Source organism: Enterobacter cloacae complex sp. HYC042_NIDB (assembly GCF_056673315.1).
The window spans coordinates 2,128,429-2,153,672 of the sequence record NZ_CP109650.1 but is presented as its reverse complement, the minus strand read 5'-3'; the positions used below and the strand labels follow the sequence as shown (position 1 = coordinate 2,153,672).

The window sequence follows — 25,244 nt, the reverse complement described above, 5'->3', positions numbered from 1 at the left end:
GCCCCGCATTAAAGATGAGAGAGGACATCCTGGAGCAATTGCTGACACAATTCCACTGTCTTGATTTTAATAAGTTTAATTTCATTAGTTCCGTATTAATTTTCAGATTTATCCCTGAATCTAAAATAATCTTATCCTGGTTACTGAATAATAGCCAGTTTTAGATAAAACAGACACATAAGGATGTTGCTAATTTAGGTAAATTTAACTTTAATCAGCTTATTTGAGAAAAACGGCATGGTTTAATAGTTACCATGCCGACATAAGAAACGTGTTCGGGCAGTCTAAATACGTCGCGCCTGCCAGAAATTTTTACGCCAGTACACGTTATCGAGAGAAGAGCGCATCACGCCGCGGCTGGTAGAGGCATGAATAAACTGGTTGTCTGTATCATATATCCCAACATGCAGGCCGCTTTCTCCCGATCCGGTTTTGAAAAAGACCAGGTCACCGGGAAGGAGATCGTCTTTATCAATTTCAGTGCCTATTTCCGCCTGCTTGCGCGTGTCTCGCGGAAGCTGTAAATCAAACTTGTCACGAAACGTCATCAGGACAAAGCCTGAGCAGTCCACCCCACCGCGGCTCATGCCGCCGTAGCGATAAGGCGTGCCGCGCCAGTTGCTCAGCTGATCGTTAAGGCTGGCAATAACGGTGATAGAATCTGACAGCCGCGGATTAGGCGGCGGTGCACGATGGCTGCTGCATCCCGCAAGAAAGAGTGCCGCCACGAAGAGAAACCAGAATCGCATTTTCAGACGAATCCTCTGCTTTTATTGTTCTTTTGGTAATTTAGCGTGCAATTGTGTTCACAGGCAAGAAACGGTTACCCCTGCCCGGTAGAAATCAGCATCTTATGTCCCTCTATATCCAGCCTGCGGAACGACATGTTGTAGGCGCGGGCAAGATTTGGCGGCGTAAGGACCCGATCCCGCGTACCGCTGGCGATCATCCTGCCGCGCGACAGGAGCCACACGCGATGGGCGTGACGTAACGTATGGTTAAGATCGTGGCTGCTCATCACTACGGCGATACCTTTCCTGCTCAGAGCGCTTAGCAGGCTATCCAGCGCCGCCTGCTGGGCAACATCCAGACCGCTCATCGGTTCATCCAGCAGCAGCATCCTCCCGTGAGGATTGCCCGCGGGATGGATCTGCAGAATGACCGCCGCCAGACGCACCCGCTGCCATTCCCCCCCGGAAAGCTGGCTGGCATGCCGGGACAGTTTATCTTCCAGCCCTAACGCTGCAGCCACTTCCTCCAGCAGTGCCGTATGCTGTTTGTCGTGCAGATGCAGCATCAGATAATGCCAGACCGGCATCGCAAAAGGCGGTACCTGCTGCTGCACCAGGTAGCTGCGCCGGTGGGCCAGCGAGGCGGGTGACCAGTCGACCAAAGCATGTTCCAGCAGCGTAATCTGCCCTGGCCCGGTGGTCAGCCCCGCCATCCGCGCCAGCAGCGTACTTTTACCCGCGCCGTTTGGCCCGACGAGATGCAGGATTTCACCCGAATTGATGTCGCAGGTTACCGGCTCCAGACGCCCCTTCTCGGCGACGTCCGTGAGCTGCATCAGCAGCGACATTATTTCGCCAGCGCCAGCTTAATAGATTCCATGACGATCGGGTCCTCAGGCGTCATATCCGGCGAAAAACGCTGAACGACCTGGCCGTCACGACCAATCAGGAATTTTTCGAAGTTCCACAGAATATCGTCCGGATAGAGCGGCGCGCGGCCTTTGCTGGCCATGCGCTCGTAAAAACCGCTCTCTTCCGGCGCAACGGCCTTCGGCGCGGCGGCAATCAGCTTCGCATACAGCGGATGGCGCTCTTCACCGTTGACGTCAATTTTGCTGAACATCGGGAACGTCACGCCATAAGTGGTGCTGCAGAAGGTTTTGATCTCTTCTTCGCTGCCCGGCTCCTGGCCCAGGAACTGGTTGCACGGGAAGCCCAGCACGGTAAAACCGTCTTTCTCCCAGGCCTTCTGAATATTCTCCAGCTGCTCGTACTGCGGCGTCAGGCCGCATTTCGATGCCACGTTGACGATGAGCAACACCTTGCCTTTGTAGCTTTCCAGCGTGGTGTTATCCCCATCAATGGTGGTCACTTCGGTATTCAGGATATCTGACTGCATAGCATTTCCTCAGGTTGTCGATTTAACGTCCAGCTTTTAATAGTAGCCAGATAAAGACTGGCGCGCCCAGCGTTGCGGTTACCACGCCAACAGGCAATTCTGCGGCCGTCAGGGCGAGACGGGCGATGATGTCGGCCACCAGCAGCGTGGCAGCCCCGGCAACCGCCGAGGCCGGAAGCAAGGTTCGATGATCCGTGAAGCCGCAAAGACGCAGCATGTGCGGAATGACCAGCCCAATAAAGCCAATCGCCCCCGCCAGGGCCACGCTCACGCCTACCAGCCAGCCAATGGCAATGACCAGTACGTTACGCCAGAAACCAATCGGCATGCCGAGCTGGCGGGCAGAGATTTCCCCCAGCGCGAGCCGATTCAGCGGCTGGGCCTGCAGCGCAGCCCACGCGATGACCGGTACCAGCAGCGCCATTAGCCAACCCTGGTGCCAGTCAACGCCGCCAAAGCCTCCCATCATCCAGTACATGAGCTGACGCAGGTCAAAGGAGGTCGAGAAGTAAACCGCCCAGGTCATCAGCGCGCTACAGATGATCCCCAGCGCGACGCCGGCAAGCAGCAGCCGGCTGGTCGACAGGTGACGTCTGGCGAAGCGAAGAAGAATGACTGTGATCAGCAGTGCGCCGAGAATGGCGCTCAGGCTAATGCTCCAGCCGGAGAGTCCTCCCCCGCCCAGCATCACCGCCGCAATCAGCCCGACGCCTGCACCGTTCGACACCCCCAGCAGGCCGGGCTCCGCCAGCGGGTTTTCGAACAGCGCCTGCATAATGGTGCCAGACAGCGCCAGCGCGGCGCCGACCAGGATCACCGCGACGGTGCGCGGCAGGCGAATTTGCCAGACGAAGAGCTGCCCGTCAGGCCCCAGCCAGCTTTCAGGCCCGATCCAGCTGTCGCCTGCGCAGAGGCTAATACCCGCGGCAAGAATAAGCAGCAGCGCCAGCAGGAGCAGGCGACGCCGATCGGAACGGTGCTGGCGATGAGCATAATCAAGCATGTGTACGGTTTGTTAGCGAGTGATGTAATTGATTTTACGGCGTGTTTGCCGAAGAGCGCAAAGAAAAAAGGCCGCGTGGGCGGCCTTTTTGGTTAGTTCATATTACTCTGCTTTAGGCGTTGCGTTTTCGACGCGGCTCTTTAACTTCTGGCCGGGTCTGAAGGTCACCACGCGGCGGGCTGTAATGGGAATATCTTCCCCCGTCTTCGGGTTACGGCCCGGACGTTGGTTTTTGTCTCGCAAATCAAAATTGCCAAAACCGGAGAGTTTTACCTGCTCACCATTTTCCAGAGCACGACGGATCTCTTCGAAAAACAGCTCTACCAGCTCTTTGGCATCCCGTTTGCTAAGCCCAAGCTTATCAAACAGATATTCTGACATTTCAGCTTTTGTAAGCGCCATAGGTTCAATCCCTCAATGATGCCTGGAATCGCTCTTTTAATGCCTCTACACATTTGGCGACGGTAGCGGCAATCTCCTCTTCTTCGAGTGTACGGCTGGTATCCTGAAGGATAAGGCTGATAGCGAGGCTCTTGAAACCTTCTGCTACGCCCTTGCCGCGGTACACGTCAAATAAGTTTACGCCAACTACCTGATTTACGCCAACTTTCTTACATTCGGCCAAAATATCTGCTGCGGGCACGTTTTCAGCGACCACAACCGCGATATCACGGCGGTTCGCCGGGAAGCGGGAGACGTCCTGCGCCTGAGGAATGACGCGGTCTGCAACCGGGCTCCACTCCAGCTCGAACACGATGGTACGGCCGTTCAGGTCCAGCTTACGCTCCAGCTCCGGGTGAACAACGCCAATGAAACCAACGCGTTTGCCGTCTAAATAAATCGCCGCGCTCTGGCCCGGATGGAGCGCAGGAATCGCTTCCGCGCGGAATTCAATTTCAGATAATTTACCGGTCAGATCCAGAATCGCTTCCAGATCGCCCTTCATATCGTAGAAATCAACCGTGCCTTTTGCCAGGTCCCAGTGCTCTTCGTAGCGGTTACCGCTGATGGCGCCAGCCAGCATGAGATCCTGACGGATGCCTAAATTTGCCTGATTATCCGGCACAAAGCGCAAACCGCTTTCGAAAATGCGCACGCGGTTTTGCTGGCGGTTCTGGTTGTAAACGATAGTCCCCAGCAGGCCCGTCCACAGGGACAGACGCATCGCAGACATTTCGCTGGAGATTGGGCTTGGCAGGATCAGCGCTTCCTGACCCGGGTGGATCAGCTGCTGCAGCTTAGGATCAACGAAGCTGTAGGTGATCACTTCCTGGTAGCCTTTGTCGTTCAGCATGGTTTTCACACGCTTCAGGGACAGGTCGGCTTCACGGTGGGCGCCCATCACCAGACCCGCCTGCACAGGCTCGTCAGGGATGTTGTTGTAACCGTAAACACGGGCCACTTCTTCCACCAGATCTTCTTCAATTTCCATGTCGAAACGCCATGACGGCGCAACGGCTTTCCACTCGTCCTGACCTTCGGTCACTTCGCAGCCCAGGCGCGTCAGGATGTCGGTCACCTGCGCGTCGGCAACGTGGTGACCAATCAGGCGATCCAGCTTGCTGCGGCGCAGGGTAATGGTCGCACGCTTCGGCAGGGTCGCTTCGTTGGTGACGTCAATAACCGGGCCCGCTTCGCCGCCGCAGATGTCGATCAGCAGGCGGGTTGCACGCTCCATCGCTTTGTACTGCAGCGCCGGATCAACGCCGCGCTCGTAGCGGTGAGAGGCGTCGGTGTGCAGGCCGTGACGGCGCGCGCGGCCGGTGATGGAGAGCGGGCTGAAGAACGCACACTCCAGCAGAACGTTTTGCGTTTCGTCGTTGACGCCAGAGTGTTCGCCACCAAAGATACCGCCCATCGCCAGCGCTTTGCTGTGGTCAGCAATCACAAGGGTGTCGGCGTTCAGTTTGGCTTCTGTGCCGTCCAGCAGCACCAGGGTTTCCCCCTCTTTCGCCATGCGCACAACGATGCCGCCGTCGATACGATCTTTATCGAACGCGTGCATCGGCTGGCCCAGCTCCAGCAGAACGTAGTTAGTGACGTCAACCACGGCGTCGATTGAGCGGATACCACAGCGGCGCAGCTTCTCTTTCATCCAAAGCGGGGTTGGCGCTTTAACATTAATGCCTTTTACCACGCGACCGAGGTAGCGCGGGCAGGCATCAGCAGCGTCAACCTGAATCGGCAGCACGTCACTGATGGTCGCTTCAACCGGCACAATCTCCGGCGCGTTGAGCTCGGTCTGGTTCAGTACGGCCACGTCGCGCGCCACGCCGATAATACCTAAGCAGTCGGCACGGTTTGGCGTGACGCTGATTTCGATAGTATTGTCATCAAGCTTCAGGTATTCACGGACATCGGTACCCACTGGCGCATCCAGCGGCAGCTCGATGATGCCGTTGTGGTCGTCGGAAATACCCAGCTCGGAGAAGGAGCACAGCATGCCTTCAGACGGCTCACCGCGGAGCTTGGCCGCTTTGATTTTGAAATCACCCGGGAGTACGGCACCGACGGTCGCCACGGCTACCTTCAGGCCCTGACGGCAGTTTGGCGCACCGCAGACGATGTCCAGCAGACGGTCGCCGCCTACGTTCACTTTTGTCACGCGCAGTTTGTCAGCATTAGGGTGCTGGCCGCACTCGACCACTTCACCCACCACGACGCCGTTGAAGGCACCGGAAACCGGCTCAACGCCGTCAACTTCCAGGCCCGCCATGGTGATCTGGTTGGAAAGCGCTTCGCTGTCCAGCGTGGTGTTAACCCATTCGCGTAACCACAGTTCACTGAATTTCATTGTTCTGTCCTGCCCTTATTTAAACTGTTTGAGGAAACGCAGATCGTTTTCGAAGAATGCACGTAAGTCGGTCACGCCGTAGCGCAACATGGTCAAACGCTCCATGCCCATGCCGAACGCAAAGCCGGAATAAACTTCCGGATCGATGCCCACGTTGCGCAGCACGTTTGGATGCACCATGCCGCAGCCCAGCACTTCCAGCCATTTGCCGTTTTTACCCATCACGTCAACTTCCGCAGACGGTTCGGTGAACGGGAAGTAGGACGGACGGAAACGAACCTGCAAATCTTCCTCAAAGAAGTTGTTCAGGAAATCGTGCAGCGTGCCCTTCAGGTTGGTGAAGCTAATGTTTTTATCAACAATCAGACCTTCCATCTGGTGGAACATTGGGGTGTGGGTCTGATCGTAGTCGTTACGATACACGCGGCCCGGCGCGATGATGCGGATTGGTGGTTCCTGATCCTTCATGGTACGGATCTGAACGCCAGAGGTCTGGGTACGCAGCAGACGCGTCGCGTCAAACCAGAAAGTGTCGTGGTCAGCGCGTGCCGGATGATGGCCAGGAATGTTCAGGGCGTCGAAGTTGTGGTAATCATCTTCGATTTCCGGGCCAGTCGCCACGGTAAAGCCGAGCTCACCGAAGAAACTTTCAATACGATCGATAGTACGGGTAACCGGATGCAGACCACCGTTTTCAATACGGCGACCCGGCAGAGAAACGTCGATGGTTTCTGCCGCAAGACGCGCGTTTAGCACCGCGCTCTCCAGCTCGGCCTTACGCGCGTTCAGCGCCTGCTGAACCTGCTCTTTGGCTTCGTTAATCACCGCACCCGCTGCCGGGCGTTCTTCTGGCGGCAGTTCACGCAGGGTTGTCATTTGAAGGGTCAGGTGCCCTTTCTTCCCAAGATATTCGACGCGGACATTGTCTAACGCGGCAACATCTGAGGCCTGATTAATGGCGGCTGTTGCACTGGCAACCAGCTCTGCGAGATGTGACATGATTTTCCTCATTATGTCGGTGCAGACACCGATTTGGTGGAGTTATTCTCTCAAATTCAGGCACAAAAAAAGCCTCCATCGGGAGGCTTATCTGGCGCTGTTTTTCGTTTCATCTTTCACGCGCTAGCCTCCTGGAGTCAGGTGCTAAAGTAAAAGAAGAAGCGGAAAATAGCAGCATTCATGCTTGCGTTACCTTGTTGGGTAAAAACCGGTAAGACCTTATTGAAAAGCCTGCACGGATAAATGTCAATCTTCTGATGGTGTTAAATGAAAAGAGGGAGCCAGGCCCCCTCTCTCAACTGGCTTATGCCAGTGCTGCTTTCGCTTTTTCGACCAGAGCGGTGAACGCTACTTTGTCGAATACTGCGATGTCAGCCAGGATCTTACGGTCGATTTCAACAGAGGCTTTTTTCAGGCCGTTGATGAATTTGCTGTAAGAAATACCGTTCTGACGTGCTGCTGCGTTGATACGCGCAATCCACAGTTGACGGAACTGACGCTTACGCTGACGACGGTCACGGTAAGCGTACTGACCTGCTTTGATAACAGCCTGGAAGGCAACGCGGTATACGCGTGAACGCGCACCGTAGTAGCCTTTAGCTTGTTTCAAAATTTTCTTGTGACGTGCACGTGCAATTACACCACGTTTTACGCGAGCCATATGTGCTCTCCTGTATCTATATTCTTAGTAAAAAATTAAACGTTAACGGCTTATGCGTACGGCAGGCACGCGATAACCAGACCCAGATCGCCTTTAGAAACAAGGCCTTTTGGACGCAGGTGACGTTTACGCTTAGTAGATTTTTTGGTCAGAATATGACGCAGGTTTGCGTGCTTACGCTTAAATCCACCACCACCGGTTTTTTTGAAGCGCTTAGCAGCACCGCGTACGGTCTTAATTTTTGGCATCTTAATAACTTCCACTTCGCATTGTTAAATAAACGAAACATAGGCGAACAAAACCTATGAAACCCGAAGGCTCCACAGATTTTGCTGCTTGAAGGCCTTACTGTTTCTTCTTAGGAGCGAGCACCATGATCATCTGGCGGCCTTCGATCTTCGTAGGGAAGGATTCGACTACTGCCAGTTCACTCAGATCATCACGGACGCGGTTAAGCACTTCCATACCAATCTGTTGGTGGGCCATCTCACGACCGCGGAAACGCAGCGTGATCTTGGCCTTATCGCCATCTTCCAGAAAGCGAATCAGGCTGCGGAGTTTTACCTGATAATCGCCATCGTCGGTACCAGGACGGAATTTGATTTCCTTAACCTGGATAACTTTTTGCTTCTTCTTCTGTTCCTTAGAAGACTTACTCTTTTCATAAAGGAACTTGCCGTAGTCCATGATACGACAAACTGGCGGTTCGGCGTTAGGGCTGATTTCAACTAAATCTACTCCAGCTTCTTCAGCCTTTTCGATCGCTTCTCTCAGACTCACAATCCCCAGCTGCTCGCCTTCCAGACCTGTTAAGCGAACTTCCTGGGCGCGAATCTCGCCATTGATACGATTCGGACGTGCCGTTTGAACTCGTTTTCCGCCTTTAATACCTTATTCCTCCAGTTGTTGAAGACTGCGGCTGCGAATCTCTTGTTGCAGCTTCTCAATCACTTCACTTACGTCCAGGCTGCCCAGGTCTTTACCACGGCGGGTGCGAACGGCAACTTTGCCTGCTTCCACCTCTTTATCACCACAGACCAACATATACGGGACACGACGTAAAGTGTGCTCGCGGATTTTAAAGCCAATCTTCTCATTTCTCAAGTCTGCTTTTACGCGAATGCCCGCATTTTGTAGTTTCTGCGTCAATTCTTTAACGTAATCTGCCTGAGAATCGGTAATGTTCATCACCACGACCTGCACTGGCGCAAGCCAGGTTGGGAAGAAGCCCGCGAACTCTTCGGTCAGGATGCCGATGAAGCGCTCCAGAGAACCGAGAATAGCACGGTGAATCATGACCGGTACCTGACGCTCGTTGTCTTCGCCAACATAAGAGGCGCTTAAACGCTGCGGCAGGGAGAAGTCCAGCTGTACAGTACCGCACTGCCATGCGCGATCGAGGCAGTCATACAGGGTAAATTCAATTTTCGGACCGTAGAATGCGCCCTCGCCCAGCTGGTATTCGAACGGAATACCGTTCTCTTCCAGCGCTACGGCGAGATCCGCTTCTGCGCGATCCCAGGTCTCATCGCTACCGATACGTTTTTCCGGACGCGTTGAGAGTTTGACCACGATCTTCTCGAAGCCAAAGGTGCTGTACATATCGTAGACCATACGAATACAGGCGTTAACTTCATCACGGACCTGATCTTCAGTACAGAAGATATGCGCATCATCCTGCGTAAAGCCACGCACGCGCATCAGACCGTGCAGCGCACCTGATGGCTCGTTACGGTGGCAGCTACCGAACTCCGCCATACGCAGCGGCAGGTCGCGGTAGGATTTCAGACCCTGGTTGAAGATCTGAACGTGACCCGGGCAGTTCATTGGCTTGATGCAGTATTCACGGTTCTCGGACGAGGTGGTGAACATCGCATCTTTGTAGTTGTCCCAGTGGCCGGTTTTTTCCCACAGCACACGGTCCATCATGAACGGGCCTTTCACTTCCTGATACTGGTACTCTTTCAGCTTGGAACGTACGAACGTTTCCAGTTCACGGAAGATAGTCCAGCCATCGTTATGCCAGAACACCATACCCGGCGCTTCTTCCTGCATGTGGTACAGGTCAAGCTGCTTACCGATTTTACGGTGGTCACGCTTCGCGGCCTCTTCCAGGCGCTGCAGGTACGCGTTCAGGGCTTTCTTATCCGCCCATGCGGTACCATAGATACGCTGCAACATCTTGTTGTTGCTGTCGCCACGCCAGTAGGCGCCGGCGATCTTCATCAGTTTGAAATGATGACAGAAGCGCATGTTCGGCACGTGCGGTCCACGGCACATGTCGACGTATTCTTCGTGATGGTACAAGCCAGGCTTGTCATCATGAGCAATGTTTTCATCGAGAATAGAGACTTTATAGCTCTCGCCACGCTTGACGAAGGTTTCACGCGCTTCGTGCCAGCTGACTTTCTTCTTGATGACGTCATAGTTGGTCTCGGCGAGCTCGTGCATACGTTTTTCGAGCGCGTCGATATCTTCCTGGGTCAGGGTGTGGTCAAGATCAACGTCGTAGTAGAAACCGTTGTCGATAACCGGACCGATCGCCATTTTGGTGTTTGGCCACAGCTGCTTGATAGCATGACCCAACAGGTGTGCGCAGGAGTGACGAATGATCTCCAGACCTTCTTCGTCTTTCGCGGTGATGATTGCAAGCGTCGCATCGTTTTCAATCAGATCGGACGCATCAACCAGCTCACCGTTAACACGGCCGGCGATGGTCGCTTTCGCGAGGCCAGGACCGATGTCCAGGGCGACATCCATAGGGCTAACAGCGTGGTCGAAATGGCGTTGGCTGCCATCAGGAAGAGTAATTACAGGCATTTTATATCCTTATTTGCAGTGATGCCCCACACATAAGAGCATATACAAAGAAAATAATCGTGATTTGACAATAGATTACGACACCATCTGACCAACAATCGTCAAATTGGTTCGTCATCATGCACCTGCCGAATTCAGATTAATGCGGATTTACGGCAAGCGACGTAATGTTAACACTATCAGCAAGGAGATTGCACCCTCTGCAGCCAGAATGATGGGCTGGCACGTAGCGTAAATTTGCAGATTGCATCTCTCCGGCGCTCGCATTTCAGACATGCTGGGCTACTCTTGAACATGCCTTTTATATCAACAGGTGCATACCATGAATGTATCCAGTAGAACGGTTGTGATTTTGAACGTCCTTTCCGCAACAGGTTTAGTGTTGATCCTCGCCGAACGATTCCACTGGTTCTGAGCCGACCCCTTGTTGGCATAACTCGATCGCTCCCGGGAAGGCGCATCTTTTGGCCCCGTTTGATAGACTATGCGTATCAACGAACAAGGATTAGGTTATGCCAACAAAACGATTTGCCGTAAAACACTGGAAAATGGTGCTGGTGCTGGTTGCCATCTGCGGTGCAATGCTGTTATTTCGGTGGGCGGCAATGATTTGGGGCTAAGTACAAATAAAAATAAATGCCGTTGCGTGTGATGAGAATTTATTGGCGCGGGTTAACCATAATAATGAAAACGGGCCGACACTTTCATCGGCCCGCTATGATTACATTTTATAGCCCAGCGAAATCGTGGTTCTGCGATCGGTATGATCCGGTGCCGTTTCTGGCGGTGAAGAGTTCCAGGTCACGTTGTAGGCCAATTTCAAACCGAAGTGTTCATTGATAGCCACGTTCAAAGCGCTTTCGGAATTCAGCGTCGTATCCTCGGCACCAAACACAGAAACACCCTGCGTAAATTTGGTGTTATCGGTCATCTGCCAGGCATACGTGCCGGAAGCATAGCCCAGCGGCTGGGTTTCATTTTCGCCATTGGTGTACTCGTCATAGCGGACACCCGGACCGAATTCGAAACGGAGGCTGTGTACCGGACCATTCAGGAACTGACGACCATAACCGGCGGTGAACACATCGCGCTGGCGATAGCCGTTGAAGCGGTCGGTTAACCAACTTGCCTGACCAAAGATGTAGTCATAGTCGGTCATGTTGTAACGGCTACGTCCACCGACCGCGTATTTCTCGGATGAGCGTTCATCGTTAGCGGACGTGTTGCTGGCATTTCCCCACAGCGACCATGCAGTGGTATTGCCGTACCAGGTCAGGGTGCTGTCCGCCGTCAGAGAAGAGCTTTTCGTGTTACCCGATTGCGCGAGATACCCGGCGTTCAGGTTACCTTCAAACGGTTTTTTGGCAGTGGAGGGATCGTCCATGACAGTAAAAACGGTGTCATCGGCGGCTGCATTCAGTGATGCAAAAACGCCACCCGCCAGCATCAGTGCTGCGGGTACTGTCTTCAAAAGCTTCATTTTATTTAAGGAGTCCGTACAACAAAAAAAGAGACCACCACGGTCTCGGAAACTTTCTTGAGGATCAATGACAAGGCGTCCAGAGAAAGGTAACAAATTATAAAAAGGCGCAAATAACATAGCAATATTTTCTTATTTCATTTTTTGAATAAGAACGATCTCAAAACGCGTTTTATTTTATATATCCCTCATCGCATTTATGTCAGCATTCATTTTTAAAATCATACTGTTATTTACATTGCCTTCCTGTCGATCGGTGCCAGGCTTAAAAGAACCCATGCTAAAAGGAGGTTATGATGGCTTCTATTTATACGCTGACGCTCTCCCCTTCCCTCGACTCCGCGACCATAACGCCGCAGATTTACCCGGAAGGTAAACTACGCTGTAGCGCACCTGTATTTGAGCCGGGCGGCGGCGGGATTAACGTTGCGCGCGCGATTACCCACCTCGGTGGTAAAGCGACTGCCATCTTTCCGGCCGGTGGTGCCACGGGGGAGCATCTTGTTGCCTTGCTGGCCGATGAACAGGTTGCCGTGGATACCGTAGACGCCAAAGACTGGACCCGGCAGAACCTGCATGTCCACGTTGAGTCCAGCGGGGAACAGTATCGTTTCGTTATGCCAGGCGCCAGGCTGAGCGATGATGAGTTTCGTCAGCTGGAAGAGAAGGTGCTAACCATTGAAAGCGGCTCGCTGCTGGTCATCAGCGGTAGCCTGCCGCCAGGCGTCAAAACAGAAAAGCTGACAGCACTGGTTGATGCCGTACTTCAGCGCGGCATTCGCTGCATTGTCGACAGTTCAGGCGAAGCCCTGCAGGCGGCATTAGAACCCGGACAACTTGAGCTCGTTAAGCCTAACCAGAAAGAGCTGAGTGCGCTTGTTAATCGCGAACTTAGCCAGCCGGATGACGTGCGTACTGCCGCTGAAGAACTGGTTCGCAGCGGCAAAGCGCACCGCGTTGTCGTCTCTCTCGGTCCTCAGGGTGCGCTGGCCGTCGACAAGACGGGCTTTGTGCAGGTTGTTCCGCCCCCAATGAAGAGCCAGAGCACCGTTGGCGCAGGCGACAGTATGGTCGGCGCGATGGCGCTGAAGCTGGCGCAGGGCGCATCACTTCTGGAGATGACGCGCTATGGCGTCGCGGCGGGGAGTGCCGCCACCATCAATCAGGGAACGCGCCTGTGTTCGCTTGCCGATACGCAGAAAATCGTCGATTACCTGTCACGAAGCTAACCGATATATCCCCCTCCTGACGGAGGGGGAATATCTGTGGAAGTCGCCAAATATGACGTATCGACTATGCTAAAAAAACTTTCAGGATAACAACGAGGTGAATTATGAGCAGTGGTGATATCACCCGCTACGTCGTGACCATCAGCCTTCATGAAGCATCGCTGACCGAGCTTAACGAGCTCAACAATGCCTTTACACGGGCGAATTTCCTGCTCACGCTAACGGATGACGAAGGTCATATTCATGATTTAGGCACCCTGGCGTTTGGCCTGATCGCAGCCCTGAGTGAAGAAGAGGTACATGCGCTGGCCGCCAGCCTGGTGGAAAGCGTGACCGACAAGCCTGCCGACATCACCGTGGAGACGTGGGAACGCTGGCAGAAAAAAGAACAATAAGTGCCCTGCATGAAATTAATCCGCTCAGGTGTGCGTTAGTTCGTATTTTTTTACCGCAGTTATGCGCTAACTTTATGATCTGGCAGACAACATGGGAGAGTCAACATGTGGCAGGCTATCAGTCATCTTTTACATGAGCAATTGGGTGAAGGTGAAATTGAACTGCGTAACGAGCTGCCGGGCGGGGAAATTCACGCCGCGTGGCATTTACGCTACGCAGGACGCGATCTGTTCGTTAAATGCGACGAGCGAGAGCTGCTCCCGATTTTTACCGCTGAAGCCGATCAGCTTGAACTGTTGTCCCGTAGTAAAACGGTGACGGTACCTGAGGTGCTGGCCGTGGGCAGTGACCGGGACTACAGCTTTCTGGTGATGGACTATCTCCCTGCCCGTCCGTTGGACGCCCATAACGCCTTTATTCTCGGGCAACAGTTAGCGCGCCTGCACCAGTGGAGCGACCAGCCCCAGTTTGGTCTCGACTTCGACAACGACCTTTCCACCACGCCGCAGCCCAATGCCTGGCAGCGCCGCTGGTCGACGTTCTTTGCCGAGCAGCGCATCGGATGGCAGCTTGAACTGGCCGCAGAGAAAGGGCTGGAATTTGGCAACATTGATGCCATCGTCGAGCATGTGCAACAGCGCCTGGCCTCCCACCAGCCTCAGGCGTCTTTGCTGCACGGTGATTTATGGTCCGATAACTGCGCGCTTGGCCCCAACGGCCCGTATATCTTCGACCCGGCCTGCTACTGGGGCGACAGAGAGTGCGATTTGGCCATGTTGCCCCTGCATCCCGAACAACCGCCGCAAATATACGATGGCTATCAGTCTGTCTCCCCCCTGCCGCCGGACTTCCTTGAGCGCCAGCCCGTGTATCAGCTCTATACGCTGATGAACCGAGCCATTCTTTTTGGCGGGCAACATCTGGTCAACGCCCAGCGCGCGCTTGAACGCGTGCTTGCGGCTTAAAGACAAAACGGGTGGCCTTGCCGCCACCCTGATTCGTTACAGAAAACCGAGCAGTGAGAAGAAGAAATATCCCGCCACGATGATGATAACCGGCAGGATATAGAGCGGGAAAATTTGCAGGAAAATGGTGTGACGAGGCACCACAATGCGGGATTCAATCTGCTCCCGGCTCATTCCTTCAGGACCTTTCGCCTTCTCAAGGATAAGCTGATCTTCCACCCCTTCGCGTAAAAAACGGGTCTGGCGACTCATTCGTGCGCCCGATGCCTGCAGCGCCATCGCAATAAAAATCAGCGCATAGATAATCCAGAACCCAACATTCAGCTGCTGGTGAAAGTCCGGCGTTGGCGAGTTGAACCAGAAGACGTTCAGGAACGGGGTGTTAAACCGCACCATCTCAATCATGACATGCGCAAAATCAAGCATTACCGCATTAATGCCCGGCTGTTTTTCGCTGTGATCGTACATAAACTTCAGCACGGATATCAGCGTAGAAATGACGGCAGGAATAAAAATCACCCAGCCTGCAATACGTTTTAAGACAGCAATGCGTCCAGCTTGTTGATACGTCATCAGTTCCTCTTCATAAAGACGCGTGATTTGAGCCTAAGTCTACCTGCTGGACATCAATTTCGCCCGCTCTTTAAAAGCAATATGCTAAATTGCAGACTGTGCTTAGCACTTATCGTCTGTCGAACACCTGGATAAGGAGACGTTGTGATGTCGACACCGCGCCAGATACTTGCCGCTATTTTTGACATGGATGGATTACTGATTGATTCCGAGCCGTTGTGGGATCGCGCCGAGCTGGACGTGATGGCCAGCCTGGGCGTTGATATCAGTCGCCGTAATGAACTTCCCGACACGCTGGGCCTGCGTATTGATATGGTCGTTGACCTGTGGTACGCCCAACAGCCGTGGGTTGGGCCCGATCGCGACGAAGTCACCTCGCGAATTATCAGCCGCGCCATCGCGCTGGTGGAGGAGAACAAGCCGCTCTTGCCGGGCGTACATGAGGCTGTCGCGCTGTGCAAGTCTCAGGGGCTGAAGGTTGGCCTGGCTTCCGCTTCACCGCTGCATATGCTGGAAAAAGTGCTGATCATGTTTGAGCTGCGCGACAGTTTTGACGCCCTGGCGTCTGCGGAAAAACTGCCCTACAGCAAGCCACATCCGCAGGTCTATATGGACTGCGCCGCGAAGCTGGGTCTTGATCCGCTTACCTGCGTCGCGCTGGAAGATTCAGTAAACGGCATGGTGGCCTCCAAAGCCGCGCGTATGCGCTCCATTGTGGTGCCCGATGAAGAAAACCGCCACGATCCGCGGTATGCTCTTGCCGACGTTAAGCTGAATTCGCTGGCTGAACTGACGGTACAACACCTGCGCGGCGAATAGCGCCCCTCTTACAGGCAGCGTCATGCTGCCTGATAAAAACAAAACACAGTTTCATTTTGTTTGCTTTTCTCATCCCTGCCTCCTATCTTTAACGTCAACACGACGATAACCAGCTTCTGAGGCGCGTATGATACTGGACACCTTTACTCTTTCAGGCAAAGTAGCCCTCATCACCGGGTGCGATACCGGTCTGGGGCAAGGCATGGCTATTGCGCTGGCGCAGGCAGGTTGCGATATCGTTGGGGTAAATCGCAAAGCTCCTGAGAAAACGGCCAGCGCCGTCACCGCCCTGGGAAGACGTTTTGTGGCTATTCGGGCCGATCTGAGCCAGCAGGAAAATCTTCAGTACGTCGTGGACACCGCCGTGGCGGAGATGGGACGAATTGATATTCTGGTGAACAATGCCGGGACGATTCGCCGGGAGGAGGCCCTGACGTTTAGCGAAAAAGACTGGGATGACGTTATGAACCTGAATCTCAAGTCGCTCTTTTTCCTCTCTCAGGCGGTCGCTAAGCGATTTATCACCCAGGGCCAGGGCGGCAAAATTATCAATATCGCCTCTATGCTCTCCTTTCAGGGCGGCATTCGCGTGCCGTCGTATACCGCCTCGAAAAGCGGCGTGCTGGGGATCACGCGCCTGCTGGCAAATGAGTGGGCGCTACATGGCATCAACGTGAATGCCATCGCGCCGGGCTACATGGCGACGAACAACACGCAGCAGCTGCGCGATAACGAACAGCGTAACGCGGAGATCCTTGACCGCATCCCGGCGGGTCGATGGGGAGTACCGGATGACCTTCAGGGGCCGGTCGTCTTTTTAGCCTCCCCCGCATCAGATTACGTGAATGGTCACACCTTAGCCGTCGACGGCGGCTGGCTGGCGCGCTGAGGCGCGTTTGTGACAAACAGTTACACCGTCACCTCTTTCGCCCACTGTATAAAAACCCTATACTGTATAAATTGACAGTTTCGTGGGTTTTATCATGACGGCGGAAGGCCACCTGCTTTTTTCAATTGCGTGCGCAGTATTTGCCAAAAACGCAGAACTTACTCCCGTGCTTGCACAGGGAGACTGGTGGCATATTGTCCCTTCCGCCGTTTTAACCTGTCTGCTGCCCGATATTGACCATCCAAAATCCTTCCTCGGACAGCGCCTGAAGTGGGTGTCGAAGCCCATCGCCCGCGCGTTCGGCCACCGCGGGTTTACCCACAGCCTGCTGGCCGTTTTTGGCCTGCTCACGCTTTTCTATTTAAAAGTCCCTGAAAGCTGGATAGTGCCGGGTGATGCCATTCAGGGCATGGTGCTGGGTTATTTAAGCCATATCCTCGCCGATATGCTGACGCCCGCGGGCGTGCCGCTGCTGTGGCCCTGCCGCTGGCGTTTCCGTTTTCCGATCCTTGCGCCGCAGAAAGGGAATCAGCTTGAACGCGTGCTGTGCATGGCGCTATTTGCCTACGCCGTCTGGATGCCGCAAACCTTGCCCGAAAACAGTGCAGTGCGCTGGTCTTCCCAGATGATCAATTCGCTGCAATTTCAGTTCAATCGTTTTATTCATCACCAGATTGAACAGTAAACCAACAAAATCTTTCCATTTGTCATAAACCATTCCATTTGGATATAAGCGCCACATCACACTTCTGCTAACCTTCCGCCAACAGGATCGGGAAAAACCGATCCCACATAATAAATCAGGAGAACGGGGATGAATTTTCCACTCATCGCGAACATAGTCGTGTTCGTCGTATTACTATTGCTTCTCGCGCAGGCGCGCCACAAACAGTGGAGCCTGGCGAAAAAAGTACTGGTCGGTCTGGTCATGGGTGTGGCGTTTGGTCTGGCCTTACACGCCGTCTACGGCTCCGATAGTCCGGTACTGAAAGAGTCCATTCAGTGGTTCAACATTGTCGGTAACGGCTACGTCCAGCTGCTGCAGATGATCGTTATGCCGCTGGTGTTCGCCTCTATTCTGAGCGCCGTAGCCCGTCTGCACAACGCAACTCAGCTGGGTAAAATCAGCTTTCTGACCATTGGTACGCTGCTCTTTACCACGCTGATTGCCGCGCTGGTGGGGGTGCTGGTTACCAACCTGTTTGGCCTGACGGCCGAAGGTCTGGTTCAGGGTACCGCTGAAACGGCGCGTCTGACCGCAATTCAAACCAACTACGTGGGTAAAGTGGCTGATCTGACGGTTCCGCAGATGGTCCTCTCCTTCATTCCGAAGAACCCGTTTGCTGACCTGACCGGTGCAAGCCCAACCTCTATCATCAGCGTGGTGATCTTCGCGGCATTCCTGGGCGTGGCTGCGCTTAAGCTGCTGAAAGACGACGCGCCGAAAGGCGAACGCGTGCTGACGGCGATTGATACCCTGCAAAGCTGGGTGATGAAGCTGGTCCGTCTGGTCATGCAGCTGACGCCATACGGCGTTCTGGCACTGATGACCAAAGTGGTAGCCGGCTCTAACCTGCAGGACATCATTAAGCTGGGCAGCTTCGTTGTCGCCTCTTATCTGGGCCTGGGCATTATGTTCGTGGTGCACGGTATCCTGCTGGGCGTGAACGGCGTCAGCCCGCTGAAATACTTCCGCAAAGTATGGCCGGTACTGACCTTTGCCTTCACCAGCCGTTCCAGCGCAGCGTCTATTCCGCTGAACGTTGAAGCGCAGACCCGTCGTCTGGGCGTGCCGGAATCTATCGCCAGCTTCTCTGCCTCCTTTGGTGCTACCATCGGTCAGAACGGCTGCGCGGGTCTCTACCCGGCGATGCTGGCGGTGATGGTTGCCCCAACCGTGGGTATCAACCCGCTGGATCCGGTCTGGATCGCCACGCTGGTCGGGATTGTTACCATCAGCTCCGCCGGCGTTGCAGGTGTCGGCGGCGGTGCAACCTTCGCCGCGCTGATTGTGCTGCCCGCGCTGGGCCTGCCCGTCACGCTGGTCGCCCTGCTGATCTCCGTTGAACCGTTGATCGACATGGGCCGTACCGCGCTGAACGTGAGCGGCTCCATGACTGCCGGTACGCTGACCAGCCAGTGGCTGAAGCAGACCGACAAAGCCATTCTGGAAAGTGAAGACGACTCCGAGCTCGCGCACCGTTAATCTCGATAGAAATAAAAAAACCGCCTGATGGCGGTTTTTTTATGGCTGTTATTCTTCAACCTCTTCATCCTGGCGGATTTGCGTCGCCCATCGCTGGGCTGACTCCGGCACGGAAAACGCCGGTGACCGGCGGAAATGTTCCCCCATCAGGACAAAAGCCACATATTTACCGCGAAGCAGCCAGACATCACGAAAACCATCCACTTTCAGGGCATGGTCAGGCGGCGCGGGCTCAACGCGGGGCACATAGCTAATAACCTGGCGGTTTTGTTGACGAAGAGGTTTCATAAGCGACGGATTCACTAAAGCAAATTCTTGAAGCAGGAAAATTCTATGATAGCCGATCCTGCTGCCTTACGTCGCGCTCCGAGTGGGTGAGATGGCTCCTTTCGTTAATAACGTCATATGAAAACGCTTAGTTAGCGAGCTATCTCACGACATTGTTCTATCCTTAATAGGGTTTTTAGCAATGGATAAAGGAGAAGCGTGCAATGTCGAACAAAGATAAATCACATCAATCACCGATTCATGGCACTGAAGAATCTCAACCGGGTATGGACTCTCTCGCCCCTGCTGACGGCTCTCACCGCCCCGCGCCGGGCCCATCAGCCCCTGGCGAACAACCAACCGCGCCGGGAAGCATGAAATCGCCGGACACCGGAAACGAGAAGCTGAAATCGCTTGAGCCACACCGTAAAGGCGGCGAAGGTTTTGCACTCACCACCAATCAGGGCGTGCGCATTGCTGACGATCAAAACTCCCTTCGCGCAGGCGCGCGCGGGCCGACCCTGCTGGAAGATTTCATCCTGCGGGAAAAAATTACCCATTTTGACCACGAGCGAATTCCGGAACGCATCGTTCACGCGCGCGGTTCTGCGGCGCACGGCTTCTTCCAGCCCTATAAAAGCCTGAAAGCGATCACCAAAGCGGATTTCCTCTCCGACCCGGATAAAATCACGCCGGTCTTTGTGCGTTTCTCCACCGTGCAGGGTGGCGCAGGTTCGGCAGATACGGTGCGTGATATCCGCGGCTTTGCCACCAAGTTTTATACCGAAGAGGGTATTTTCGATCTGGTGGGCAATAACACCCCGGTGTTTTTCATTCAGGATGCGCATAAATTTCCTGACTTTGTCCATGCGGTAAAACCGGAGCCCCACTGGGCCATACCCCAGGGACAAAGTGCGCACGATACCTTCTGGGACTATGTCTCCCTGCAGCCTGAAACCTTACACAACGTGATGTGGGCGATGTCCGACCGTGGGATCCCTCGCAGCTATCGCACGATGGAAGGGTTCGGTATTCATACCTTCCGCATGATCAACGCGGAAGGAAAAGCCACGTTTGTGCGCTTCCACTGGAAGCCGGTAGCGGGCAAAGCCTCGCTGGTATGGGACGAGGCGCAGAAGCTCACCGGGCGCGATCCGGACTTCCATCGCCGTGAACTGTGGGAATCCATTGAAGCGGGTGACTTCCCGGAATATGAACTGGGCTTACAGCTGATCCCGGAAGAAGACGAGTTTAAGTTCGATTTCGACCTGCTTGACCCGACAAAACTCATCCCTGAGGAGCTGGTGCCCGTTCAGCTGGTGGGGAAAATGGTGCTTAACCGCAACCCGGATAATTTCTTTGCCGAAAACGAGCAGGCCGCGTTCCACCCGGGCCACATCGTCCCCGGACTGGATTTCACCAACGATCCGCTCTTACAGGGACGTCTGTTCTCGTATACCGATACGCAGATTAGCCGTCTTGGCGGGCCGAACTTCCACGAGATACCGATTAACCGCCCAACCTGCCCGTACCATAACTTCCAGCGCGACGGGATGCACCGTCAGGATATTGATACCAACCCGGCAAACTATGAGCCGAACTCCATCAACGACAACTGGCCGCGAGAAACCTCGCCGGGGCCGAAACGCGGCGGATTCGAATCGTACCAGGAGCGTATCGACGGCAACAAAATTCGCGAGCGCAGCCCCTCGTTCGGTGAGTATTACGCCCACCCTCGCCTGTTCTGGAACAGCCAGACGCCGATTGAGCAACAGCACATCATCGGCGGCTTTAGCTTCGAACTGAGCAAAGTGGTGCGCACCTACATCCGCGAGCGCGTGGTCGATCAGCTGGCGCGCATTGATATTCAGCTTGCCCAGAGCGTGGCGGATAACCTTGGTATCACACTAACGGACGAACAGCGTAACCTTGCGCCACCGAAAGAGGTTAACGGCGTGAAGAAAGATCCATCGCTGAGCCTGTATGCGGTGCCGGGTGGTTCAATTAAGGGCCGCGTGGTCGCCATCCTGCTGAACGACAAAACTCGCGCCAGCGACGTGCTGGGGATTATGCAGGCGCTAAAAACCCAGGGCGTACACGCCAAACTGCTCTATTCCCGCATGGGTGAAGTGACCGCCGACGATGGTTCTGTGCTGCCGGTCGCGGCGACCTTTGCCGGTGCGCCATCGCTGACCGTCGATGCGGTGATCGTGCCGTGCGGGGATATTGCCAGCCTGCTGACCAACGGCGACGCCGTCTATTATCTGCTGGAAGCCTATAAGCACCTGAAGCCCATTGCGCTATCCGGCGACGCGCGTCAGTTTAAAGCACAGCTGAAGGTGGCCGATCAGGGTGAGGACGGCATTGTCGAGGGCGATAACGTGGACGATGCGTTTATGACGAAGCTGTTTGATTTGCTCGCCGCGCACCGTGTCTGGTCGCGCAGCAGTAAGATTGATCAGATTCCGGCGTAAAAACCATTCCCGGTTGTGCGGCCTGATGCCCTCACCCACGGGAGAGGGAGAAAACAATAAAAACGGTAACCCAGGTTACCGTTTTGCTTTTACCTCGCCATCCGGCACTTCTTACAGATCCCCAAACGTCCCCAACCGATACCCACGCTCGGCAATGGCGTATTTCAGCGACGGCGACGTCAGGACATCCAGCTCCGCCAGGCGCGGCCAGCAGTAGGCGCTCTTACGCACGGTGTTATCGACAAAGGCAGGATGCGCCATGACCTCCAGCGACCGTTCCCCCCGCGCGGCGGAATCATCCAGCACCTTGAGGAACAGCGCTTCGTCGATCTCGTCACCGTAAAAGGCACTGCTGAACCCCTCAGTTGTTGTCACGGCACAGTCCGGCACGCCCTGCGCCTCACGATCCACGCGCATCGCCACGCCTTTGCGTTGGGCAAACGCCGCAACAATCGGGAAAATCGCCGGGATCATGTGCACATGATGGTGGCTGTCGATGTGCGTCGGCGCCTTGCCAAAAAGATCAACAAAGCGGTTGTACTGGCAGTCCAGCTCACGGGCAATCTCTTCGAGCGGCAGAGCGTCCTGCTCCGCCAGTTCCCAAATCCATTTGCCCAGCAGACCGTCACGCGTCAGGCCTGGCATGGGCGAAAGCGGCATCCCGAGCGTCAGCACAAAATGCATGCCGACACCCAGCTCTGGCACCTCGCGGCTCAGCTGCGCCGCGTGTTCAACCGCTTCACCGTTCACCAGTGCCGTTGTAGAGGTCACTACCCCGCGGCGACAGGCTTCAATAATGCCGTAGTTCTGGCCTTTCGAAAGGCCAAAGTCATCAGCATTAACGATCAGCAGGTTTTCCATTGTGCGTCCTCTCAGTGTTGTTTGAACTTCAGCTTCTCAATCGTGGCGGCAAAGTTCGGCAACCATTTTTCATGCGCCAGGATCATCTCGCTGGCCAGCTGCTCCGCATCGCGGTCGGAATGCACCAGCGGGCTGAGGTTCAGCGCCAGAAGCACGTCATTGAGTTCACCGCTCAGCGCCGCGTTGCTCGCCGCCACTTCAAAGCCTTTGATGGTGTGGATCAGGCCCATAACTTTGTCGTCGAAGTGGGTGATACGTGGATGCGGTTTAGCCCCCTCGCGCCCCAGAATGCAGGTCATCTCGACGGCCCAGTCCGCCGGGATATTGTCGATATGGCCGTGATGCGGCACGTTAACATAGTGCTCCGCCTGCTTGTCGTTGTAGATGGCGTTGATCACTTCACACGCTGCATCGGAGTAATAGGCCCCACCGCGCTGCTCAAGCGCTTTCGGTTTAACGTTCAGGTTCGGATCTTTATATAAATCGAACAGCTGCTTCTCAACTTTCTGAACGATTTGCGCACGCGCGCCGCCCTTATAGTACTCGCCCATTTCGATAGCCAGCATCTCTTTCTGCTTGAAGTAGTAAAGCAGGTACGAGCACGGCAGCAGATTCAGCGAGCGGATCAGCCCTTCGCTGAACGGCAGGTCAAAGATGTTCTTCACGGAGGCCGCGGTCAGGCGACCGGAAGCCACGCCGTCGAGCAGTTCGGCAAAGCGCGATTTTCCGTTCACGATGACGTCTTTAATGAACACCATGTGGTTCAGGCCGAACAGATCGATTGAGAGATCGTCACTGTCGGTCAGCTCCAGCACGTCGCGGATAAACATCTTCATGCCGATCGGGATATTACAGACGCCGATAAAGCGTTTGAAATTGGTATGACGATATACCGCCTCGGTCACCATTCCGGCCGGGTTAGTGAAGTTAATCACCCACGCGTTCGGGCAGATCTCTTGCACATCTTTGACGATGTCGAAAATCACCGGAATGGTACGCAGGCCTTTGAACAGGCCGCCCGCGCCGTTGGTCTCCTGCCCCAGGTAGCCGTGGCTCAGCGGAATACGCTCGTCCAGCTCGCGCGCTTTTAGCTGGCCGACGCGCAGCTGAGTGGTAACGAAATCCGCATCTTTCAGCGCCAGGCGACGATCGAGGGATTTATGCACGGTCATAGGCACGCCCGCTTTCTCAACCATGCGCTTGCACAGGTCGAAAATAATATCCAGCTTCTCCTGACCTTCCTCAACGTCCACCAGCCATAATTCGCTGACCGGTAATTCATGATAACGTTTCAGAAAACCTTCGAGTAATTCCGGGGTATAGCTGCTGCCGCCACCAATGGTTACGACTTTTAATTTCTTTTGCATAATATCTCCCTTAGCGTATCAGGTTAATCGCCTGCAAGGTATAGCGTACTCTTCCCGCTATTTGGGCAAGCCATTAAAGCAATATTTATGGCGGGTAATCCGCCGAAAGTTAATTAATTACCGTTAAATTCTTCCGGTAGCTGTTCGGTGTGAATGAGGTCAACTTCTTAAAAGTTTTAATAAACAGGCTGGGACTGCTATATCCTGACTCATAGGCAATATCGGTGACAGAATAGTTGGTAATCTCCAGCTGTTTTTTGGCAAAATTAATGCGGATTTCATTAATTATTTGCACCGGCGTTTTACGATAATAACGCTGCGTCGCGCGGGTCAGATATTCCTGGGATTTCCCCGAGAGGGATACCATATTTTCCAGCGCATTTTCGCTGAACTGGCCTTTATCGTGCATCAGTTCCACGGTGCTGCGCAGCCACTGTGGAACATCATCCGTCACCTGCTGCTCTTCACGGTGATGCCGCAACCGGTTCATCACGTAGAAGGTCACCGTTTCAATAAATTCATCAAACTCATTGTCGCGGAAGTTAAGCGAGGCGATGACCGTTTCAATCCAGGTCATGAACTCGTTTTTCACACGATATACCTGGGACGCCACAAAGCAGAACGGCACCAGCGGCAGATAGTGCTTCTCAAAGAAGCGTCTGCTGACGCCCACGTTCAGAATGCGGGTCGCGCCAAATTCGTAAAAGCTCTGGTGATAGGAACCCATCGGCAGGAAGACAAAATCCCCTCGCTCCAGCAGGACGCGCTTACCGTTGATCTCCTGGTAGTAGCGGCCGGTCAGAACAATCGTGAACTCATAGTAGTCATGCTGGTGCAGACCGCTGGCGCTCTCCGTCTTGTTGTAGATAACCACGTGAAAATTTTTGCCATTAAACAGTTGCTGTTCAAATGCGGTTTTGATTTCCATCGTGCTGACCTCCTGCTGCTCAATCCGACCTAGTGCATTTTCTCGTGAAGCTCAATCAACTCCGCCACCAGCTCACGCGCCAGCATGGACGTCATCAGGTGATCCTGAGCGTGTACCAGCACCAGGCTGACCTTCATCTTCCCTTCGCCCTGGTCGCTTTCAATCAGCTTTGTCTGCACCAGGTGCGCTTCGTTCAGCGCCGTGCGGGACTGCTCCATCATGGTTTTCGCGGCGGCGAAATCGCCCTGCTTGGCCTGCTTCAGTGCGGCATACGCCAGGCTGCGCGCCTGCCCGGAGTTGATGATAAGGCCCATCACCACTTCTTCGAGATCGTTCTCTGCGGCTTCGTCTGCGACGATACTATCCAAATCTAACATGTTTTA

Annotated in this window: 29 protein-coding genes and 1 other annotated feature; of the genes, 10 read left to right on the top strand and 19 right to left on the bottom strand. The window is 54.4% G+C overall.

Annotated elements, in window-relative coordinates:
• Positions 1-284: 284 nt before the first annotated feature.
• The 12 genes from OKF39_RS10325 to thrS form a co-directional block, all read right to left on the bottom strand.
• Positions 285-749, bottom strand: a complete 465-nt coding sequence (locus OKF39_RS10325; RefSeq protein ID WP_028012820.1) for a C40 family peptidase — start codon at positions 747-749, stop codon at positions 285-287.
• 74 nt (positions 750-823) lie between these two features.
• On the bottom strand, positions 824-1,579 hold the full coding sequence (gene btuD, locus OKF39_RS10320) for a vitamin B12 ABC transporter ATP-binding protein BtuD (protein WP_328729727.1): 756 nt from the start codon (positions 1,577-1,579) through the stop codon (positions 824-826).
• The gene (locus OKF39_RS10315; protein ID WP_041910445.1) at positions 1,579-2,130 is read right to left on the bottom strand and encodes a glutathione peroxidase; all 552 of its coding nucleotides are present in this window, start codon (positions 2,128-2,130) and stop codon (positions 1,579-1,581) included. The genes btuD and OKF39_RS10315 overlap by 1 nt, the downstream gene beginning before the upstream one ends.
• Before the next feature lie 22 nt (positions 2,131-2,152).
• Entirely contained in the window at positions 2,153-3,133 is a 981-nt protein-coding gene (btuC, locus tag OKF39_RS10310) for a vitamin B12 ABC transporter permease BtuC (RefSeq protein WP_045261582.1), read from the bottom strand.
• A gap of 102 nt (positions 3,134-3,235) precedes the next feature.
• Positions 3,236-3,535, bottom strand: a complete 300-nt coding sequence (gene ihfA / locus OKF39_RS10305) for an integration host factor subunit alpha (RefSeq protein WP_003857805.1) — start codon at positions 3,533-3,535, stop codon at positions 3,236-3,238.
• A gap of 4 nt (positions 3,536-3,539) precedes the next feature.
• A complete protein-coding gene (gene pheT, locus OKF39_RS10300) occupies positions 3,540-5,927 on the bottom strand; it encodes a phenylalanine--tRNA ligase subunit beta (RefSeq protein ID WP_479983744.1) in 2,388 nt (795 codons plus the stop codon).
• A 15-nt stretch (positions 5,928-5,942) separates the two neighbouring features.
• A complete protein-coding gene (pheS, locus tag OKF39_RS10295; RefSeq protein ID WP_010426091.1) occupies positions 5,943-6,926 on the bottom strand; it encodes a phenylalanine--tRNA ligase subunit alpha in 984 nt (327 codons plus the stop codon).
• Between the two features lie 62 nt (positions 6,927-6,988).
• Positions 6,989-7,113: a sequence feature (Phe leader region), on the bottom strand.
• On the bottom strand, positions 7,064-7,108 hold the full coding sequence (gene pheM / locus OKF39_RS10290) for a pheST operon leader peptide PheM (protein ID WP_001386830.1): 45 nt from the start codon (positions 7,106-7,108) through the stop codon (positions 7,064-7,066). It overlaps the preceding feature by 45 nt.
• A 117-nt stretch (positions 7,114-7,230) precedes the next feature.
• On the bottom strand, positions 7,231-7,587 hold the full coding sequence (gene rplT / locus OKF39_RS10285; RefSeq protein ID WP_000124850.1) for a 50S ribosomal protein L20: 357 nt from the start codon (positions 7,585-7,587) through the stop codon (positions 7,231-7,233).
• Positions 7,588-7,637: 50 nt separating this feature from the next.
• On the bottom strand, positions 7,638-7,835 hold the full coding sequence (rpmI, locus tag OKF39_RS10280) for a 50S ribosomal protein L35 (RefSeq protein WP_003030583.1): 198 nt from the start codon (positions 7,833-7,835) through the stop codon (positions 7,638-7,640).
• Between the two features lie 97 nt (positions 7,836-7,932).
• Entirely contained in the window at positions 7,933-8,475 is a 543-nt protein-coding gene (infC, locus tag OKF39_RS10275) for a translation initiation factor IF-3 (protein WP_023616141.1), read from the bottom strand.
• A gap of 3 nt (positions 8,476-8,478) precedes the next feature.
• Entirely contained in the window at positions 8,479-10,407 is a 1,929-nt protein-coding gene (gene thrS, locus OKF39_RS10270) for a threonine--tRNA ligase (RefSeq protein WP_028012814.1), read from the bottom strand.
• Between the two features lie 322 nt (positions 10,408-10,729).
• Here thrS and yncL point away from each other — a divergent pair, with 322 nt between their 5' ends.
• Together yncL and yniD are read left to right on the top strand one after the other, a co-directional pair.
• On the top strand, positions 10,730-10,822 hold the full coding sequence (gene yncL, locus OKF39_RS10265) for a stress response membrane protein YncL (protein ID WP_072032007.1): 93 nt from the start codon (positions 10,730-10,732) through the stop codon (positions 10,820-10,822).
• A 97-nt stretch (positions 10,823-10,919) separates the two neighbouring features.
• Entirely contained in the window at positions 10,920-11,027 is a 108-nt protein-coding gene (gene yniD / locus OKF39_RS10260; RefSeq protein ID WP_088205299.1) for a small membrane protein YniD, read from the top strand.
• 101 nt (positions 11,028-11,128) lie between these two features.
• On the opposite strand, the gene OKF39_RS10255 is transcribed toward yniD, so the two are convergent.
• Positions 11,129-11,887 carry a DUF481 domain-containing protein gene (locus OKF39_RS10255; protein ID WP_028012813.1) on the bottom strand — a complete coding sequence of 253 codons (759 nt, stop codon included), beginning with the start codon at positions 11,885-11,887 and terminating at the stop codon, positions 11,129-11,131.
• Positions 11,888-12,183: 296 nt separating this feature from the next.
• Here OKF39_RS10255 and pfkB point away from each other — a divergent pair, with 296 nt between their 5' ends.
• The 3 genes from pfkB to OKF39_RS10240 all read left to right on the top strand — a co-directional run bounded on the left by pfkB (position 12,184) and on the right by OKF39_RS10240 (position 14,477).
• Positions 12,184-13,116 carry a 6-phosphofructokinase II gene (gene pfkB / locus OKF39_RS10250; protein WP_041910452.1) on the top strand — a complete coding sequence of 311 codons (933 nt, stop codon included), beginning with the start codon at positions 12,184-12,186 and terminating at the stop codon, positions 13,114-13,116.
• A 104-nt stretch (positions 13,117-13,220) separates the two neighbouring features.
• On the top strand, positions 13,221-13,511 hold the full coding sequence (gene ghoS / locus OKF39_RS10245; protein WP_028012811.1) for a type V toxin-antitoxin system endoribonuclease antitoxin GhoS: 291 nt from the start codon (positions 13,221-13,223) through the stop codon (positions 13,509-13,511).
• Between the two features lie 105 nt (positions 13,512-13,616).
• Complete coding sequence (locus OKF39_RS10240) at positions 13,617-14,477, top strand: fructosamine kinase family protein (RefSeq protein WP_041910453.1); 861 nt, start codon at positions 13,617-13,619, stop codon at positions 14,475-14,477.
• A gap of 36 nt (positions 14,478-14,513) precedes the next feature.
• Here the strand turns inward: OKF39_RS10240 and OKF39_RS10235 are convergent, their stop codons facing one another.
• Complete coding sequence (locus OKF39_RS10235; protein WP_045261585.1) at positions 14,514-15,050, bottom strand: YniB family protein; 537 nt, start codon at positions 15,048-15,050, stop codon at positions 14,514-14,516.
• Between the two features lie 147 nt (positions 15,051-15,197).
• On the opposite strand from OKF39_RS10235, the gene hxpB reads away from it, so the two are divergent.
• The 4 genes from hxpB (at position 15,198) to OKF39_RS10215 (ending at position 18,964) form a co-directional block, all read left to right on the top strand.
• Positions 15,198-15,869, top strand: coding sequence for a hexitol phosphatase HxpB (gene hxpB / locus OKF39_RS10230; RefSeq protein WP_028012808.1), 672 nt, complete (start codon positions 15,198-15,200; stop codon positions 15,867-15,869).
• A gap of 127 nt (positions 15,870-15,996) precedes the next feature.
• A complete protein-coding gene (gene kduD / locus OKF39_RS10225) occupies positions 15,997-16,758 on the top strand; it encodes a 2-dehydro-3-deoxy-D-gluconate 5-dehydrogenase KduD (RefSeq protein WP_041910455.1) in 762 nt (253 codons plus the stop codon).
• Between the two features lie 94 nt (positions 16,759-16,852).
• On the top strand, positions 16,853-17,443 hold the full coding sequence (locus OKF39_RS10220) for a metal-dependent hydrolase (RefSeq protein WP_032644865.1): 591 nt from the start codon (positions 16,853-16,855) through the stop codon (positions 17,441-17,443).
• A gap of 129 nt (positions 17,444-17,572) precedes the next feature.
• Positions 17,573-18,964 (top strand): L-cystine transporter, encoded by a 1,392-nt coding sequence (locus OKF39_RS10215; RefSeq protein WP_479983743.1) that lies wholly within the window; start codon positions 17,573-17,575, stop codon positions 18,962-18,964.
• 48 nt (positions 18,965-19,012) lie between these two features.
• Here OKF39_RS10215 and cedA read toward each other — a convergent pair whose 3' ends face one another.
• A complete protein-coding gene (gene cedA / locus OKF39_RS10210; protein WP_028012805.1) occupies positions 19,013-19,252 on the bottom strand; it encodes a cell division activator CedA in 240 nt (79 codons plus the stop codon).
• Between the two features lie 203 nt (positions 19,253-19,455).
• Between cedA and katE the strand changes: the two genes are divergently transcribed.
• Positions 19,456-21,705, top strand: a complete 2,250-nt coding sequence (gene katE / locus OKF39_RS10205) for a catalase HPII (RefSeq protein WP_479983742.1) — start codon at positions 19,456-19,458, stop codon at positions 21,703-21,705.
• Positions 21,706-21,816: 111 nt separating this feature from the next.
• On the opposite strand, the gene chbG is transcribed toward katE, so the two are convergent.
• The 4 genes from chbG to chbA form a co-directional block, all read right to left on the bottom strand.
• Complete coding sequence (gene chbG / locus OKF39_RS10200) at positions 21,817-22,566, bottom strand: chitin disaccharide deacetylase (protein WP_126326152.1); 750 nt, start codon at positions 22,564-22,566, stop codon at positions 21,817-21,819.
• A gap of 11 nt (positions 22,567-22,577) precedes the next feature.
• Positions 22,578-23,933 carry a 6-phospho-beta-glucosidase gene (locus OKF39_RS10195; RefSeq protein WP_028012802.1) on the bottom strand — a complete coding sequence of 452 codons (1,356 nt, stop codon included), beginning with the start codon at positions 23,931-23,933 and terminating at the stop codon, positions 22,578-22,580.
• A 109-nt stretch (positions 23,934-24,042) separates the two neighbouring features.
• The gene (chbR, locus tag OKF39_RS10190; protein WP_032644864.1) at positions 24,043-24,861 is read right to left on the bottom strand and encodes a transcriptional regulator ChbR; all 819 of its coding nucleotides are present in this window, start codon (positions 24,859-24,861) and stop codon (positions 24,043-24,045) included.
• A 29-nt stretch (positions 24,862-24,890) separates the two neighbouring features.
• Positions 24,891-25,238, bottom strand: coding sequence for a PTS N,N'-diacetylchitobiose transporter subunit IIA (gene chbA / locus OKF39_RS10185; RefSeq protein WP_028012800.1), 348 nt, complete (start codon positions 25,236-25,238; stop codon positions 24,891-24,893).
• Positions 25,239-25,244 lie beyond the last annotated feature (6 nt).

Coding starts and splice junctions, on each gene's coding strand:
- cedA (WP_028012805.1), bottom strand. CDS start 19,252: ATGAAACCTCTTCGTCAACAAAACCGCCAGGTTATTAGCTATGTGCCC.
- yncL (WP_072032007.1), top strand. CDS start 10,730: ATGAATGTATCCAGTAGAACGGTTGTGATTTTGAACGTCCTTTCCGCA.
- chbA (WP_028012800.1), bottom strand. CDS start 25,238: ATGTTAGATTTGGATAGTATCGTCGCAGACGAAGCCGCAGAGAACGAT.
- rplT (WP_000124850.1), bottom strand. CDS start 7,587: ATGGCTCGCGTAAAACGTGGTGTAATTGCACGTGCACGTCACAAGAAA.
- OKF39_RS10235 (WP_045261585.1), bottom strand. CDS start 15,050: ATGACGTATCAACAAGCTGGACGCATTGCTGTCTTAAAACGTATTGCA.
- pheS (WP_010426091.1), bottom strand. CDS start 6,926: ATGTCACATCTCGCAGAGCTGGTTGCCAGTGCAACAGCCGCCATTAAT.
- ihfA (WP_003857805.1), bottom strand. CDS start 3,535: ATGGCGCTTACAAAAGCTGAAATGTCAGAATATCTGTTTGATAAGCTT.
- chbR (WP_032644864.1), bottom strand. CDS start 24,861: ATGGAAATCAAAACCGCATTTGAACAGCAACTGTTTAATGGCAAAAAT.
- chbG (WP_126326152.1), bottom strand. CDS start 22,566: ATGGAAAACCTGCTGATCGTTAATGCTGATGACTTTGGCCTTTCGAAA.
- OKF39_RS10220 (WP_032644865.1), top strand. CDS start 16,853: ATGACGGCGGAAGGCCACCTGCTTTTTTCAATTGCGTGCGCAGTATTT.
- OKF39_RS10195 (WP_028012802.1), bottom strand. CDS start 23,933: ATGCAAAAGAAATTAAAAGTCGTAACCATTGGTGGCGGCAGCAGCTAT.
- rpmI (WP_003030583.1), bottom strand. CDS start 7,835: ATGCCAAAAATTAAGACCGTACGCGGTGCTGCTAAGCGCTTCAAAAAA.
- kduD (WP_041910455.1), top strand. CDS start 15,997: ATGATACTGGACACCTTTACTCTTTCAGGCAAAGTAGCCCTCATCACC.
- ghoS (WP_028012811.1), top strand. CDS start 13,221: ATGAGCAGTGGTGATATCACCCGCTACGTCGTGACCATCAGCCTTCAT.
- OKF39_RS10325 (WP_028012820.1), bottom strand. CDS start 749: ATGCGATTCTGGTTTCTCTTCGTGGCGGCACTCTTTCTTGCGGGATGC.
- OKF39_RS10215 (WP_479983743.1), top strand. CDS start 17,573: ATGAATTTTCCACTCATCGCGAACATAGTCGTGTTCGTCGTATTACTA.
- OKF39_RS10240 (WP_041910453.1), top strand. CDS start 13,617: ATGTGGCAGGCTATCAGTCATCTTTTACATGAGCAATTGGGTGAAGGT.
- OKF39_RS10315 (WP_041910445.1), bottom strand. CDS start 2,130: ATGCAGTCAGATATCCTGAATACCGAAGTGACCACCATTGATGGGGAT.
- hxpB (WP_028012808.1), top strand. CDS start 15,198: ATGTCGACACCGCGCCAGATACTTGCCGCTATTTTTGACATGGATGGA.
- thrS (WP_028012814.1), bottom strand. CDS start 10,407: ATGCCTGTAATTACTCTTCCTGATGGCAGCCAACGCCATTTCGACCAC.
- OKF39_RS10255 (WP_028012813.1), bottom strand. CDS start 11,887: ATGAAGCTTTTGAAGACAGTACCCGCAGCACTGATGCTGGCGGGTGGC.
- btuD (WP_328729727.1), bottom strand. CDS start 1,579: ATGTCGCTGCTGATGCAGCTCACGGACGTCGCCGAGAAGGGGCGTCTG.
- katE (WP_479983742.1), top strand. CDS start 19,456: ATGTCGAACAAAGATAAATCACATCAATCACCGATTCATGGCACTGAA.
- yniD (WP_088205299.1), top strand. CDS start 10,920: ATGCCAACAAAACGATTTGCCGTAAAACACTGGAAAATGGTGCTGGTG.
- pfkB (WP_041910452.1), top strand. CDS start 12,184: ATGGCTTCTATTTATACGCTGACGCTCTCCCCTTCCCTCGACTCCGCG.
- btuC (WP_045261582.1), bottom strand. CDS start 3,133: ATGCTTGATTATGCTCATCGCCAGCACCGTTCCGATCGGCGTCGCCTG.
- pheT (WP_479983744.1), bottom strand. CDS start 5,927: ATGAAATTCAGTGAACTGTGGTTACGCGAATGGGTTAACACCACGCTG.